Origin of the sequence: Micromonospora chalcea (genome assembly GCF_028768405.1) — a bacterium.
Lineage (GTDB): Bacteria > Actinomycetota > Actinomycetes > Mycobacteriales > Micromonosporaceae > Micromonospora > Micromonospora chalcea.
On record NZ_CP118233.1, the window covers coordinates 2,036,614 to 2,050,633 of the forward strand.

13 protein-coding genes are annotated in these 14,020 nt (G+C 72.8%); 1 reads left to right on the forward strand and 12 read right to left on the reverse strand.

Annotated elements, in window-relative coordinates; translation table 11 throughout:
* Positions 1–162: 162 nt before the first annotated feature.
* The 5 genes from PVK74_RS09410 to PVK74_RS09430 all read right to left on the reverse strand — a co-directional run bounded on the left by PVK74_RS09410 (position 163) and on the right by PVK74_RS09430 (position 6,450).
* Complete coding sequence (locus PVK74_RS09410; RefSeq protein WP_274478829.1) at positions 163–1,101, reverse strand: ParB/RepB/Spo0J family partition protein; 939 nt, start codon at positions 1,099–1,101, stop codon at positions 163–165.
* Between the two features lie 358 nt (positions 1,102–1,459).
* Positions 1,460–2,701: a 3-deoxy-7-phosphoheptulonate synthase gene (locus PVK74_RS09415; RefSeq protein WP_274478831.1), complete on the reverse strand. Its 1,242-nt coding sequence runs from the start codon at positions 2,699–2,701 to the stop codon at positions 1,460–1,462.
* A 78-nt stretch (positions 2,702–2,779) separates the two neighbouring features.
* On the reverse strand, positions 2,780–4,378 hold the full coding sequence (locus PVK74_RS09420; protein WP_199495996.1) for an FAD-dependent monooxygenase: 1,599 nt from the start codon (positions 4,376–4,378) through the stop codon (positions 2,780–2,782).
* A gap of 60 nt (positions 4,379–4,438) precedes the next feature.
* Positions 4,439–6,118, reverse strand: coding sequence for a solute symporter family protein (locus tag PVK74_RS09425; protein ID WP_051610899.1), 1,680 nt, complete (start codon positions 6,116–6,118; stop codon positions 4,439–4,441).
* Complete coding sequence (locus tag PVK74_RS09430; protein ID WP_069088383.1) at positions 6,115–6,450, reverse strand: DUF485 domain-containing protein; 336 nt, start codon at positions 6,448–6,450, stop codon at positions 6,115–6,117. Before PVK74_RS09430 ends, PVK74_RS09425 begins: the two co-directional genes overlap by 4 nt.
* A gap of 195 nt (positions 6,451–6,645) precedes the next feature.
* Between PVK74_RS09430 and PVK74_RS09435 the strand changes: the two genes are divergently transcribed.
* Positions 6,646–7,386 carry a DUF6081 family protein gene (locus PVK74_RS09435; protein WP_069088382.1) on the forward strand — a complete coding sequence of 247 codons (741 nt, stop codon included), beginning with the start codon at positions 6,646–6,648 and terminating at the stop codon, positions 7,384–7,386.
* On the opposite strand, the gene PVK74_RS09440 is transcribed toward PVK74_RS09435, so the two are convergent.
* From PVK74_RS09440 to PVK74_RS09470, 7 genes are read right to left on the reverse strand one after another with little or no spacing between them, the layout of a single operon-like run.
* Positions 7,379–8,080: an SDR family NAD(P)-dependent oxidoreductase gene (locus PVK74_RS09440; RefSeq protein WP_064445551.1), complete on the reverse strand. Its 702-nt coding sequence runs from the start codon at positions 8,078–8,080 to the stop codon at positions 7,379–7,381. The genes PVK74_RS09435 and PVK74_RS09440 overlap by 8 nt on opposite strands.
* Positions 8,081–8,091: 11 nt before the next feature.
* Entirely contained in the window at positions 8,092–8,772 is a 681-nt protein-coding gene (locus tag PVK74_RS09445) for an isochorismatase family protein (protein ID WP_069088381.1), read from the reverse strand.
* A 33-nt stretch (positions 8,773–8,805) separates the two neighbouring features.
* Positions 8,806–9,591: a 2,3-dihydro-2,3-dihydroxybenzoate dehydrogenase gene (locus PVK74_RS09450; RefSeq protein ID WP_064445549.1), complete on the reverse strand. Its 786-nt coding sequence runs from the start codon at positions 9,589–9,591 to the stop codon at positions 8,806–8,808.
* Positions 9,591–10,781 carry an FAD-dependent monooxygenase gene (locus tag PVK74_RS09455; RefSeq protein WP_187692350.1) on the reverse strand — a complete coding sequence of 397 codons (1,191 nt, stop codon included), beginning with the start codon at positions 10,779–10,781 and terminating at the stop codon, positions 9,591–9,593. Before PVK74_RS09455 ends, PVK74_RS09450 begins: the two co-directional genes overlap by 1 nt.
* A gap of 10 nt (positions 10,782–10,791) precedes the next feature.
* Complete coding sequence (locus tag PVK74_RS09460) at positions 10,792–12,108, reverse strand: phenylacetate--CoA ligase family protein (RefSeq protein WP_187692351.1); 1,317 nt, start codon at positions 12,106–12,108, stop codon at positions 10,792–10,794.
* Entirely contained in the window at positions 12,105–12,866 is a 762-nt protein-coding gene (locus tag PVK74_RS09465) for an amidohydrolase family protein (protein ID WP_274478835.1), read from the reverse strand. The genes PVK74_RS09460 and PVK74_RS09465 overlap by 4 nt, the downstream gene beginning before the upstream one ends.
* A 26-nt stretch (positions 12,867–12,892) precedes the next feature.
* Positions 12,893–13,996, reverse strand: coding sequence for a 3-dehydroquinate synthase II family protein (locus tag PVK74_RS09470; protein WP_274478836.1), 1,104 nt, complete (start codon positions 13,994–13,996; stop codon positions 12,893–12,895).
* Positions 13,997–14,020 lie beyond the last annotated feature (24 nt).

The following is a 14,020-nucleotide window of genomic DNA, read 5'->3' on the forward strand; positions in this document are numbered from 1 at the left end:
TTGGACCGCCGCACAAATGTGCTCACCGAAAATGAGGGCAGCGGATCGAAGGAACATTAACGCGCGTTATTCACGCCGGTCCACTACTCGATCGGGTAGTGGCGACGGCAACGGAATTCGACGCGCTGTCGACAACCGCCGCAAATATGCGGACCGCCGTTTTCACGCCCGGTCCTCCAGTTCCTGGGCGAACGCCAGCCAGGCGGCGGCGCACGAGCGGGCCAGCTCGGCCACCGATGTGCGCCAGTACGGCGGCACGGCGTCGACGAACTCGCGCCAGGCGGCCGGGTCGACCACGTGCCCGTCGGCCCACCGGACGAAGGCCCGGCCCACCTCGGCGTACTTCACCGCGGGGTCGCGGATCAGGTTGCCGCGTACCGCCGGCCAGTCGACGGGCGGCGCCGGGGCCTGGCCCGGCCGGCGCCTGCGCGCCTCCGACCCGTCGTCGGCGGCCGGCTCGGGCTCGGCCGCCGGCCGCTGCGGGGTCAGGACCGGGTCCCGGCCCGCCTGCAGCCGGGCGCGCACGTCCCGCGCCGTGCCCACTGACACCCCGGCCTCCTTCGCGATGGCACGCAGGGGCGCGTCCGGCCGGAGCGCGATGACCGCGCTGGCCCGACGGCGGCCTGCCGAGCCTTCCAGCGGGCGGACCCGTCCGTCCCGTCCCACCCGGCTGCCCTCCCGCGCCGCCGGTTGCAGCAGGCGGCGCCGGATGCCGCTGACCGTGGTCGGGGACAGCCCGGCGGCGGCGGCGACGGCGCGGTCCGACCACTGCGGATACAACCGCAGGATGCGGGTGGCGGCGGCCTCCCGGTCGGCGCGGGACAGCGGCAGCCCGTGTTTGATGTTGGCGTCGACCGAGAGCAGGAACGCCGCGGCGTCGTCGCCGTCGAAGAACGTCACCCGTACGGTCTCGTCGCCGCGCAGCTTGGCGGCCCGCAGCCGGTGCATGCCGTCGATCACCCGCATCGTGCCGCGCTGCACGAGGATCGGGGGGAGGTCGTGCATCGCGGCCAGCAGCCGGATGTGCTCGACGTTCTCTCCCGCCAGTCGCGGGGAGTCGCCGGGCAGCAGCGCGGAAACCGGAACCGTCTCGCCAAGCACAGACCGATCCTCCGTAGCTGCGTCCGGCAGGGGAAATCTCTCGTCGTTGCCCTTCACTTCCAGCGTGTTTGAGTTGCCCCACATTGGAAACACTCGCTTCAGCCGAGACAGGATTCCGTGCGGATAAGATGAGGTGCGCGCGTCACCGATCGAAGGATTACACCTTCCCACACATCATTGCGATGGGATTCCTGCTGGGCAACACCACTGACGGTCCCGGCACGGGTAGTAGACACTACCCACGCAGGTAGTGGACGACGAACTGCGGCGCGGCTAGCCTGGCCGAATTTGCTCCGGCAGGTCTCCTTCTGTCAATTTTCCCGCAGTTCGAAAACGGTCGGCATGCGGACCGGTGACCTCAGGGCCGCCTCGGCGCCGGGCCGACCGTCGCGGTGTCCTTGGCCCACGCTTCGATCAACTCGGTGGCCTGCCCCGGGTTGAGCCGGGGGTCGCACAGCGAGGTGTAGTGACGCGCCAGGTCGTCCTCGCCGGCCACCGAACCGCCGACGCACTCGGTCACGTCGGCGGCGGCGACCTCGACGTGCAGCCCGGCGGCGTGCTGCCGCTGCCGGTCGAGGATGTCGCGGAACCGCAGCGCCTCGGTGACCACGTCGGAGAGGTGCCGCGTCTTCAGGCCGACCGAGGCCTTGACGGTGTTGCCGTGCATGGGGTCGCTCAACCAGAGCACCGGGTGGCCCGCGTTCACCACCGCGCGGACGATCGGCGGCAGGGCCTCCCGGATCCGGTCCCGGCCCATCCGCGGGATCAGGACGAGACGGCCGGGCTCGCGCCGCGGGTCGAGCGCCTCGCACACCCGCAGAACCTCGTCCGGGTCGGCGTCCGGCCCGATCTTGCAGCCGACCGGGTTCGCCACAGTGGACAGCATGGCCACGTGCGCCTCGGCGGAGCGGCGGGTCCGCTCCCCCACCCACGGCAGGTGGGTCGACGCCAGGTAGCGCTCACCCGTGTCCGGGTCCCGGCGGATCAGCCGGGACTCGTAGTCGACAACGAGGGCCTCGTGGCTCGACCAGGGCCCCTCGGTCCGCGCGGCCCGCCCGGCCCCCTCCCGGTGGGCGCGCAGCACCCGCTGCACCCGGTCGCTCGCCTCGTACGCCCACCACATGCGGCGCGGGTCGGCCTTGCGCGTACCGGGCGCGGCCAGCTCGGAATTGATCATGTGGCCGCGGAAGGAGGGGATACTCAGCGCGTCGTGCCACTCCGTCGCCTGCGACCGGGGCTTTGCGAACTGCCCGGCCATCCGGCCCACCCGCAGCACGTTGCGCCCGGTGAGCTCACTGAGCCGGTCCCCCAGCCGGCCGATGACCTCGATCTTGTCCGAGGTGTGCCGGGGGGTGCACTCGTAGAGGCTCTCGGCGCAGTCGCCCAACTGCAGCAGGAGCCCGCCGGCCGACGCCAGCTCCGACAACGCCTGCCGGAGCCGCCGTACCTCCCCGGGCGGGACCAGCGGCGGGGCCGCCGCCAACGCCGCACAGGTCTGGGCGTACGCCGGGTGGTCCTGCCAGTCCGGTTGCTGGACCGCCGGCTTGCCCTCCCACGGCCCGAGTGGGCTGCGTTCCGCCGTTGAACCGGATTGCTGCATCTGTCCTCCAGTCGAGAGTCAGCCGGACCGCCGGTCGCGTGTGCGCGTGACCCGGCCGCCGGTGACGGCACGTCGCGCCTATCCGCCACCCCGTACGCGCTGGACCACGGCGTCGGGGTCCGGCGGCGCGGTGTTGCCCCGCCAGGCGACGTGGTGGTCCGGCCGCAGCAGGACGAGGTCGCGTTCCCACAGCTCGCGGGCCCGGGCGTCGGTCACCACGGTGTGGGTGACCGGCAGGCCCCGCGCGGCCGCCGCCGCCAGCAGCGGATCGGCGGCGCCGTCGCCGGTGAAGTCCACGAGGGTGAACGAGGCCGGGTCGAACCGGTCGAAGATCTGCTGCCCGCCACTGAGCAGGAGGCTGGGCGGGCGGGCGCCGGGCCAGGTCGTCGGGGTGTACGCCCGCGGGTCGTCCGGGGGTTCGGCCGGGCCCTCCGGCCGGAGCACCGGCGAGCCGGCATAGCGGTAGCCCAGCTCGATGCCCCGGTACTCGTTCTCGCCCCGCTCGGCGTCGAGGAAGGCCGCGACGGACGGCAGCGGGGCGCCGTCGCGCAGCAGTTCCCCCGCCCGCAGGTGCACGCCCAGGTGCCGGTGCGAGGTGTGCATGTTGCGCCGCCCCACCGGGCGGCGTTCGGCGTCGTAGCTGTCGAGCAGCGCGGGGCCGCCGAAGCCCCGGAGCACCGCGGCGAGCTTCCAGGCCACGTCGACGGCGTCACCGATGCCGGTGTTCATGCCGTACGCGCCGGTGGGGAACATCCGGTGCGCCGAGTCCCCGGCGAGGAGCACCCGGCCGGCGCGGTACCGGTCGGCGAGCATGAAGCCGGGACGCCAGCGCGAGGTGAGCAGCACCTTGTCGATCCGCAGCTCGGTGCGGATCGTGTCGAGCAGGAACGCCTCCGGGTCGGCCGGTGGCTCGTCGAACTCGTTCGGGTCGATCCCGTTGACGTGCGCGGTCCAGGTGTCCACCTCGTCCTGCGCGATGATCACGTACCGGAACGCGAAGTAGTGCCAGAACCGGCCGTGCCGGTGCAGGCTGTCCAGGTCCCGGCTGGTGAAGTGCACCATGAACGCGCCCGGCAGGCCGGGCACGTCGAAGCCCTCCTCGCCGATCCCCACGGCCCGGCGGACCCGGCTCGACGCGCCGTCGCACCCGACGACGTACCGCGACCGCAGCCGGACCTCGCCGCCGGTGTCGTCGGCCAGCACGCTGGTGACCCCCGCGTCGTCCTGGGTCAGCGAGTCGAACCGTACGCCGAGGCGCAGGTCGACGAGCGGTTCCCGCCGGCAGCGCGCCCGCAGGACCGGCTCCAGGTCGATCTGGGAGATCCGCTGGCCCGGCTCGGCCGGCTGGGTGCCGTCGTTGTGCTCGGCGATGCGGCGCCACTCCTCGGTGACCGAGGGCAGGCCCCACCTGGTGATCGGCTCACCGGCGAGGCCGGTCGACCAGATCACGTCGGACCGGTGCTCGGGCGCGACCCCGGCGGCACGCACGTCGTCGGCGAGGCCGAACTGCCGGAAGAACTCCATGCTGCGGGCGTTGACGTAGTCCAGCTTGGGATGGACGGACGTCTCGAAGCCCTGGTCGACGAGGACGCAGGCGACGCCGTGACGGGCGAGCGCCAGCGCGGTGACCATGCCGACCGGGCCCGCGCCCACGACCAGAACCGGTACCGGATCCACAGTTGCCTCCCGAGGGGGTGTGGGACGGCGGAGGGGGCCGCCCCACACCGTGGCGGATGGTCAGCTCACCGGGCTGGGCGCCCGGTCCTGGCGGCCGTCGCGGTCCTCGTCGTCGACGGCGGCCGGCCGCGCCGGTCCCGTGGCCACCGCGCCGGTGAGGGACCGGACCTGCATCTCGGCGAAGGCGGCGTCGTCGCGCTCCCGGCTGGTGAGCGAGCCGAGGTAGCCGAGCAGGAAGCCGACCGGCACCGTGATCAGCGCGGGCTCGACGTCCACGAACTTGAAGTTGCGGTCCGGGAAGATGGCGTCCGGCTCGCCCGAGACGCCGTTGGAGAACAGCACCAGGAACGCGGTGAGCGCGAGGCCGCCGTAGACCGTCCACTGGAGGCCGCGGGTGTTGAATCGGCGCCAGAACAGCGCGTAGACGACGATCGGCAGGACCACCGCGCCGGCCACGTCGATCGAGGTCGGGATGAAGATGTGGGTCCGTACCGGCAGCATGGCCACCGCCAGCAGGACGGAGCCGACGCCGATGATCAGGGTGTTGCGCTTGATGTCCTTCAGCTCGGCGGCCGGGTCCAGCCGACGGCCCCGGAGCACGTTCAGGTCCTTGGTCACCGTCGTCACCGCGCTGTGCAGCAGCGGCGCGAACACCCCGACGATCGTCAGGACCGCGACGCCGGCGAGGGAGCCGACCATCACCGGTCCGCCGAGCTCGTCGGCGAGCTTGGGGAAGCTGATGTCGCGGTGGGCCTTGATGACGCCGATGTTGTCCCGGCCGAGGATCGCGACCGCGCCCAGCCCGACGACGGACAGGCACAGGTAGAACCCGACGATGATCATCGACGCCCACCCGGTCGACCGGCGCGCGTCCCGCCCGCTGGTCACCGCGAAGTTGCGCATGAACAGGAACGGGATCGCCGCCACCCCGACCGCGATGGCGAACAGCTTCGACAGGTGCACGAGCGTGGTCGCGCCCTCGCCGAACAGCCGGCCCGGGCCGAGCAGGTCGCTGCCGCTGGGCACCGGCGCCGCGTTGGCCTCGGCCCGCTCCAGCAGGCTGAACAGGTTCAGGTCGAAGCGGGCCAGCACCCAGGCGGTCAGCACGCCCACCACGACCACCGACAGCACCAGCTTGAACACCAGGATGCGGGTGACCCCGAGCATCCCGCCGAGGTACACGTACCCGACGGTGACCAGGCCGACCACGAAGACCGGGAGGACCAGGCCGACGAGCGCGTCGACGCCGAACCAGCGGTTGAAGATGAACGCGATGGCGGCCATCATGATCACGGTCAGCATGACGTACGTCAGCAGCGTGAGCACCGCCGAGGCCATCCGCGCCGGCCGTTCCCGGACGCGCACCGCGAGCAGGTCGCCGAGCGTGTAGCCGCCGACGTTGCGCACCGGCCCGGCGAAGAGGAACAGCGCGAGCATGGTGCCCATCGTGAAGGCGGTCATCAGCAGGATGGCGTCGTAGCCGCTGAGCGCGATGTGGCCGGTGATGATGTACATCGTCGAGTACATCAGCGGCGCGGAGGCCACCGCCAGCGCGTTCTGCACCGGCCCGATCCGCCGGTCGGCCAGCAGGAAGCCGTCCGCGGTGGTGGTGCTGGCGCGCGCCGAGCGGACCAGGTAGAGCACCGCGAGCGCGAGGACGACGGTGACCGGGACGGCGATCGCGGGCGTCGCCCACGTGTTGTCGACCGGGGGTGGCGGGTCGGCGAGGACGACGCTCATCGGGACGCTCCTTCCAGGTCGGCGCGGATCTTCTCGCTGAGCGGGTCGAGCCGCGTGCGGGCGTAGCGCAGGTAGAAGGCGGCGAGCGTCACCACGAAGGCGAACGACAGGAAGACGAAGAGCAGGCCCACGTTGACCGGGCCGGCCACCTTCTCCCGGAAGAAGTCCGGAGCGTAGGTGGCGAGCAGGCTGCCGAGGAACCACCACCCGAAGAAGGCGACGCTGGCCCAGAGCGTGACCGTGCTCGATCGTCGCCGTAGTTCCCTGAACTCTGCGCTGTGATGGACGGCGAGGTAACGACCGCCGTCCGGTGCCGGAGCTGCCGTGTCCATTGCTCTCTCCCCCTGGTGAGAACGTCGCAGACGATGCGGAGATGGCGTGCGGCGTCAGTCTCGGCGACCGCTCACGCTGCGGCATGGCTTAATCACGGGATTTCCGGGAGGCTGCCGGCGCATTGGCGTGCCCGGCCCGGCCGAACCGCGTGAACGGGTGATGCCCGCGCCCGGCCGGCGTCCGATGGTGGCTGCATGACGTCGGCACTGAGAACCAGCGCGTGGACGTACGACGACTTCACCGGCCGCGAGCTGGACCCCGCCCGCTGGGCAGTCATGTCGATCACCGGCGCGGACGGGCAGACCCACAGGTACCAGGACCGCAACGCCCGCGTCCGCACCGGCGACGGGCGGCTGGAGCTGACCGTCGACCCGTTCACCCGCTTCCACGACACCGATCCCCGGCAGAACAACGCCAAGCAGATGTACCGGTCGGTGCGACGCTTCGCCGTGCCGGCGGAGGGCACGCTGGCCGTCGAGGTGGAGATGGGCGTGCGGACGTACCGGCAGATCCCGCACGACCTGCTGGACGCGTTCGGCACGGTGGCACTGTTCGACCTGGAGACCGGCGTCGTGTTCAACGCCGCCGCGACGAACGACACCGTGTACGCGACTGTCGAGCGCCTGGTGCTGCCCGGCGTGACCCAGCCGCACGAGCACTACGTCCACCGGGTGGTCCTGGATGTGCCGACGGAGCCGGGCCGGGCGCACGGCTACGCCATCACCTACCGGGCGCCGACGTCGGAGGTGGAGTTCCACGTCGACGGCCGGCTCGCCTACTGGGCGCGGGTTCCGGTGCCGGTGACCGGATTCCACGCCGGCATGGCGCTGTTCTCCGCCCGCGACCTGGCCCGGTACTCCCGCGAGCAGCGGGAGCACGGGCAGGGCGCGACCGGGTGGTGGGGGCCGTGGCGGATCGCCGCAGGCGTCAGATGAGCACGTCTCCGCCGTCGATGTTCAGGTTGATCCCGTTTATCGCGCGGTTCGTCAGCAGGAAGTCGATCGCCTCGGTGCAGTCCCGCATGGTGACCGGCCGCCGGGTGAGCGCGCGCGTCGCGGCGGCCTCCCGCGCGGCGGGCTTGTCGCTCCAGAACGGCGTGTCGGAGACGATGCTCGGGTGCAGGGCGTTGACCCGGATCGGCGAGAGTTCCACCGCCAGGGTCCGGACCAGCGCGCTGATCCCGCCGTTGGCGGTGGTGACTGTGGTGGAGCCGGGGTACGGCCGGTGGCTGGCCAGGCCGCCGAGCAGCACGACAGCGCTCTCGTCGGTCATCCGCGGGGCGAGGGCGTGCAGGACCGCCGTGTAGCCGACCAGCTTGACGGTCAGCAGCCGCGCCGCGTCGCCCGGCCGGTACGCGCGGACGGTGTTGTGGTCGCGGTCGAGCGCCGCGATCACGAGCCGGTCGACGTGCGGCACGTCGGCGAGCGCGTCCGCGATCCGCTCCGGCTCGGCCAGGTCGAGGGCGAGTCCCCGGGTCCGCCCGCCGATCTCGTCCGCGACGGTCTTGGTCCGGGCCGCCGAACGGCCGGTGATCACCACGTCGTCTCCGCGTTCGGCGCAGAACCGGGCGAAGTGCCGCCCGATCCCCGAGGTGCCGCCGACGACCACGACCCGGGTCCGTTCCGACATCGATGCTCTCCTCATCGTTTGATGCTGCTCCGATCCGGACGCGCCGCGCCGGCGGCGCCCGCCAGGCCGTCCAGCACGTCCGCCGTCCACAACGGCACCGCGCAGCGGTCCGCGGCGTAGCGCAGCGCCATCAGGTGGTCCGCACGCGACAGGTCGGCCAGCGCGTCCGCCACCAGGAACGCCTCGATGTCGCGGCTGAACGCGTCGCAGGCGGTGATCAGGCACCCCATGTGCGCGTACACGCCGCAGACCACGAGCTGGTCCCGCCGGGCGCCGCGTAGTCGCTCCTCCAGATCGCTGCGGAAGAACGCGCTGTAGCGCCACTTGGTCAGCACCGCGTCGCCCGGCTGCGGGGCGACGTCGTCGACGATGCCCCGGTCGTCCTCGTCGCTGCTCATGCCGGGGCCCCACAGGTCGTGCAGCAACCCCCGGTCCCGCCGGCTCATCCCGCCGGGCTGCGCGGTGTACAGCACCGGCACGCCGGCCGCCCGCGCCGCGGCGAGCAGCTTCGCGACGTTGGGCAGCAGCTCGGCCATCGGGGACTCCCCGGCCGCGAACGGGCGCAGGAAGTAGCGCTGCAGGTCGTGCACCAGCACGGCGGCCCGGTCCGGGTCCGGACGCCACGGCAGCGTGGTGCCGGGCAGGTCGCCGTCGCCGGGCATGCGGTACGGCGCGATCGGGGTCATGGCCATCGGTTCTCGCCTCCGGTTATCCGTGCGGCGGCGTCACACGTGCAGGGCCGCGCCGCCGTCGACGTACAGGTCGTGCATGGTCACGTGGCCCGCCTGGTCGGACACCAGGTAGGCGACCGCCTCGGCCACGTCGCGCGGCTGGGCCAGCTTGCGCAGCGGGATGCCGACGCGGTACGCGCCCGGCGTGCCCTCGATCACCGCGCTCGGGTCGGCGCCCTCGCCGAGCATCGCCCGCAACATGGGGGTGTCGGTGGAGCCGGGCGAGACCACGTTGCACCGGATGCCGTAGCCGGACAGCTCCAGCCCCAGGCAGCGGGTGAACTGGGCGGACGCGGCCTTGGAGGCGGCGTACGCGGCCATCTCGGTACGCGGCACCCCGGCGGCGTTTGACGCCACGGTGACGATCGCGCCCCGGCGGCGGCCGACCATCCGCCGCGCCACCGCCCGGGACACGTGGAACACGCCGTCGGCGTTCACCGAGAAGGTCCGGCGCCACTGCCGGTCGGACAGCTCGACGACCGGTCCGGTGTGCAGCACGCCGGCGGCGTTCACCAGGATGCCGACCGGGCCCATCTCGTCCTCGACCCGCCGCACCAGCGCGTCCACCGCGTCGCTGTCGCACACGTCGACGCAGTAGGCGCGCGCCGAGTCGCCCTCGGCGGCGAGCTTCGTCACGACTGTGGTCAGCGCCTCGGCGTTGCGGTCCACCGCCGCCACCTGCGCGCCCGCCCGGGCCAGCACACCGGCCACGGCGGCGCCGATGCCCTGCGCCGCGCCGGTGACCAGGGCGACCCTCGACTCGATTCCGGTCAGTTCCATCAGGTCCCTCCGCTGGTCGTGGTGGCTTTCTCGGCGTCGTACCCGAAGAGCCATTCGTGGCGGTCCAGGCCGGACGAGGACTGCGCGGCGACGTCCCGGCGGCGCTGGTCGGCGCCGTCGGCCAGGTGGAACGTCTCGGCGTTGGCCCGGGACTGGCGCTGGATCCGGGTGGTCCGGGGCAGGCGGATCCGTTCGTAGCGGCGCAGCGCGGCACCCAGGCCCGCCGGCTCCACGCCGGCCAGGCAGACCGCGAGCACCACCGCGTCCTCGACGGCCTGGTTCGCGCCCTGCGCCTGGAACGGCAGCATCGGGTGCGCGGCGTCGCCGATCAGCGTCACCCGTCCCGCGCTGAGCCGGTCGATGCTGTCCCGGTCGTGCAGCGCCCACCTGCCGACCCGGTCGGCCGCGGCGATCAGCCGGGTGACGTCCGGGTGCCAGCCGGCGTACGCGGCCGCGAGCTGCGACACGTCGCCCCGGCCCGACCACGACTCCTGCCGCCAGTCGGTGGCGGGCACCGTCGCGCCGAAGCTCACCTGCCGGCCGGCGGACACCGGATAGCAGACGCAGTGCTGGTCCGGCCCGAGCCACAGCTGCACCCGGGGTTCGGTGAGCAGGAACGGCACCCGCTCGGCCGGCACCAGCCCGCGGTAGATGGACTGCCCGGAGAAGCGCGGCCGGTCCGCCACGATCTGCTCGCGCGCGACCGAGTGGATGCCGTCGGCGCCCACCACGAGATCCGCCGCGACGGTGGTGCCGTTGGACAGGTGCAGGTACGCCTCGTCGGCGGTCTGCGTCACGGCGGTGAGGCGGGCGCCCAGGTGCACCCGGTCGGGCGGCACCAGCGACAGCAGGCTGCTGTGCAGGTCCGCGCGGTGCACCACGTAGTACGGCGCGCCGAAGCGGCGTCCGCACGCGCTGCCCAGCGGGGTGCGTTGCAGCAGCGTGCCGTCGTCCCAGCGGCGCATCTCGATCGCCTGCGGCGCCACCGCCACCGTACGCAGGCGGTCACGCAGGCCCAGCCGGTGCAGCAGCCGGGTGGCGTTCGGCGCCACCTGCACGCCCGCGCCCACCTCCGTCAGCTGTTCGGCCTGCTCGTACACGTGGCAGTCGATCCCGGCCCGGCGCAGGGCGGCGGCGAAGGCGAGCCCGGCGATGCCGGCGCCGGCCACGGCGACCCTCATCTGCGGCATGTCGGTTCCCTCAGTAGTAGAGGAGCGCTTTGCTCCAGTCCTCGTCCGGGCCGAACAGGCTGCGTGGCTTCACCACGTCCGGCATGCTGGTCAGCGCGTCCAGCGGGATCAGGCTCCCCGGCGCCAGGCCGGTGACCTCGCTGTCCACGCCGAACGCGGCCCGGATCGCGTGGGTCAGCTCCGCCTCGGCGGCGACCCGGTGCGCGGCGGCCACCTCGATCTGGACCCGCAGCAGCGCCGGTTCCGCCTTGGCCCGCCAGAACATCACCCGGTACGCCTCGGGGAGGGAGAAGACCAGCTCCTCCAGCCGGTGCTGGGTGATGGTGGCGCCGCCGACCCGGTAGCCGAACGCCGACCGGCCGAGCACCCGCACGGTGGGCAGCTTCCAGCCGCACGCGCAGTCGTCGTAGGAGACCGACACGTTGTCCTCGAGGTTGTACCGCAGCAGCGGCATCGCCTCCCGGAACAGCGGCGTGACGACGAGCTGGCCGTCGCCGTCCGCGCGGACGGTCCCGGTGGCCGGGTCGTACACCTCGAACAGCGCCCGGTCGGCCCACAGGTGCAGGCGGCCCTCGGGGCACTCCCCGGCCAGGCTGCCGGTCTCCGTCGAGCCGTACTCCTCGATGACCGGCACCCCCCACAGGCGGCTGATCCGCCGCCGGCGGGCGTCGGTCATCGGCTCGCCGCCGACGAACAGCGCGCGCAGCGCCGGGAAGTCGATGTCGGGCCGGTGCCCGGCCGCGATCGCCGCGGCGGCCCAGATCAGGCACTCCGTCGGCACCGACCAGGTGAGTGTGACGTCCAGGTCGTGCATCACCCGGACCACCCGGGCGTACGGCATGGCCAGCGACCGGTTGTCGCCGGGCACCACGGTGGCCCCGCGCAGCCGGGCGGCGGCGTGGGCGAGGTGCCCGGTCAGCAGCAGCGCGTACGGCGTGCGGACCAGGAACACGTCGTCGGCGGACATGCCGATCCACTTGCGGGCGAAGCGCTCCGCCAAGTCGGTCCAGTCCTCCGCGGTGTAGTAGGAGGGGGTGGGCTTGCCGGCGGTGCCGCTCGACTCGTGGTAGGTCGCCAGCCGCTCGCGGGGCACGGCGAGCATGCCGAAGGGGTAGTTGTCCCGCAGGTCCTGCTTGGTGGTCAGCGGCAGGTCGGCCAGGTCGGCCGGGGTCACCGGCGGCGCCCCGGACGTCAGCCGCGCCCGGTAGAACGGCGATCGGGCCGCCCAGGTGAACGTCTCCGCCAGTTGCTTCTCCTGAAGGCGCCGCAGGTCCTCGGGGCCGTGCCACTGGCCGAGCCGGGGCAGGGTCGAACTCGGCTCGCTCACCGCTTCTCCTCTCCTAGCAGTCGATGCGCGTTGTCCCAGGCGACCCGCCGCCACTGGTCCGGCGGCAGTCGCAACGCCTGGAACTTGGCCAGCTCCACGGCCGGGTGCTGCAGCGGGTACTCGGAGCCGAACACCACCCGGCCGTCGCCGAGGCGGCGCAGCGCCGCCTCGGCCACGCAGGTGTAGCCGCCGGAGGTCTCCAGCGAGATGTTCGGCTCGTCCTGGATCAGGGTCAGGGCGTAGAGGTCGATGTTGCCGATGCCGCTGTGCCCGAGCACAAAGCTCACCTGCGGGAACCGGCGGCTCAGGCCGACCAGGTCGGCCACGCCCGCGCCGGGACGGTCCAGGCAGACCACGTACACCGGATGGTCGAACTCCGCCGCCACGGCCACCAGGTCGGCGACCCGCGGGTCGGTGAGGGCGACGCCGTGCACGGCGGGTGAGATCTCCAGGCCGCGGAACTCGGCGGCCCGGGACCGGTACGCCTCGGCCGGCCGGTGCGGGTTGGCGAAGAAGAACGGCACCAGCCGCCCGTCGGTGCCCGCGCAGGCCGCCGCCACCGCGTCGTTGTCGGCGTCGGTCTCGACGTGGCCACCGGTGACGAGCTGGCGGGACAGCCGGTCCAGGTCGATGGTGCCGCCCGCGCACACCACCGCCCGCGCCAGCCCGCACTCGCCCAGCGCGTCGAGCAGCCGCTCCCGCGCGCCGGGCCGGGGCGCCAGGCGTACGTGGAAGTCCAGCACCGGCTGCGCGGTCATCGCCCCGCTCCCCTTCCCGCCGCCGCTCACTTCTCGATGCAGAACTCGTCGATCGGGTAGCCGACGTGCCGCTTCTCCACCGGCAGGTAGCCGAGCACCTTCGTGCCGGCGGTCAGCTCGGTGACGTTGAGGACCGTGCCGCCGGGCCCGAGCACGCGCACGTGCCAGTCGTCCTGGACGATGAGGTTGACAGGTGTCCCGGAGGGGGAGACCGCGTCGATCGCCAGCAGCGGGCGCGTCTCGATCTTGACCCGTCCCACGGTGACGACCCGGGACTTCCCCTGCGAGTCGACGGCCAGCACCCGGCCGCCGGAGACCAGCTCGCTGAGGTAGTTGGTCCGCCCGCCGGCGGACAGCGTGTACGAGTGCAGCGCGCCGGCGTTGACCCGGAACGGCCGGGTCGGCATGTACGGCAGCGGATGCGTCTCGCTGCAGCACAGGATCATGCCGGTGGAGTGCGAGCCGACCAGGATGCCCTCGTCCAGGCGGAAGTTCGTGCAGGTGTCGACGCAGGCGCGCTCGCCCATGCCCACCCGCCGGATGCCGGTGACCTCCAGCTCCACGAGCGACAGGTCCGCCGCCGTGCTCACCGCCGCGGTCCGCAGCTCGGTGGCCTCCCCCACGGCGCGCGGCGCCAGCATCACGCCGTCCGAGCCGTGCTCCAGCACGCCGAAGACGATCTCCGCCTCCTCGACGTCGGCGACCTGCGTGATGATGCTGCCCGCCGCGCCCGCCGCGGCGGCCAGCACGATCTCCAGCGGAATCTTGGTGGGGTCGCGGAAGTACAGCAGGCTCCACCGGTCGTGGCGCGCGGACCGGCAGGCGTCCTCCAGGCTGTCCGCGTCGACGATCTCGACGTACCGGCCGAACTCCACGTCCGGGAACCGGGCCGCCAGTTCGGCGGGCTCGCCGTGCCGGGCCGGTTCGACGATCACCAGGTCGGCCGGTTCCAGCTTCTCCGGCAGCGGCCCGCCCTGTGGGAACAGCACCTTCCTCACCGTCGGGGGGAGCGTCTCCAGGTCGGCCGGATCGGCCGCCACGACGGCGTCCACCCGCTGGTGGACCGCCTCCTCGACGATTGCCTCCTTGGCGCCGTTGACGTTACGGATGTCCAGCCAGCACAGCTTCACGGGTTTCTCCTCGGTGGACGGTCA

Excerpts from the sequence above, each read along its gene's own strand:
- PVK74_RS09445 (WP_069088381.1), bottom strand. The coding sequence starts at position 8,772 with ATGGCCATGACCCCGATCGCGCCGTACCGCATGCCCGGCGACGGCGAC.
- PVK74_RS09450 (WP_064445549.1), bottom strand. The coding sequence starts at position 9,591 with ATGGAACTGACCGGAATCGAGTCGAGGGTCGCCCTGGTCACCGGCGCG.
- PVK74_RS09465 (WP_274478835.1), bottom strand. The coding sequence starts at position 12,866 with ATGACCGCGCAGCCGGTGCTGGACTTCCACGTACGCCTGGCGCCCCGG.
- PVK74_RS09440 (WP_064445551.1), bottom strand. The coding sequence starts at position 8,080 with ATGTCGGAACGGACCCGGGTCGTGGTCGTCGGCGGCACCTCGGGGATC.
- PVK74_RS09435 (WP_069088382.1), top strand. The coding sequence starts at position 6,646 with ATGACGTCGGCACTGAGAACCAGCGCGTGGACGTACGACGACTTCACC.
- PVK74_RS09455 (WP_187692350.1), bottom strand. The coding sequence starts at position 10,781 with ATGCCGCAGATGAGGGTCGCCGTGGCCGGCGCCGGCATCGCCGGGCTC.
- PVK74_RS09430 (WP_069088383.1), bottom strand. The coding sequence starts at position 6,450 with ATGGACACGGCAGCTCCGGCACCGGACGGCGGTCGTTACCTCGCCGTC.
- PVK74_RS09425 (WP_051610899.1), bottom strand. The coding sequence starts at position 6,118 with ATGAGCGTCGTCCTCGCCGACCCGCCACCCCCGGTCGACAACACGTGG.
- PVK74_RS09415 (WP_274478831.1), bottom strand. The coding sequence starts at position 2,701 with ATGCAGCAATCCGGTTCAACGGCGGAACGCAGCCCACTCGGGCCGTGG.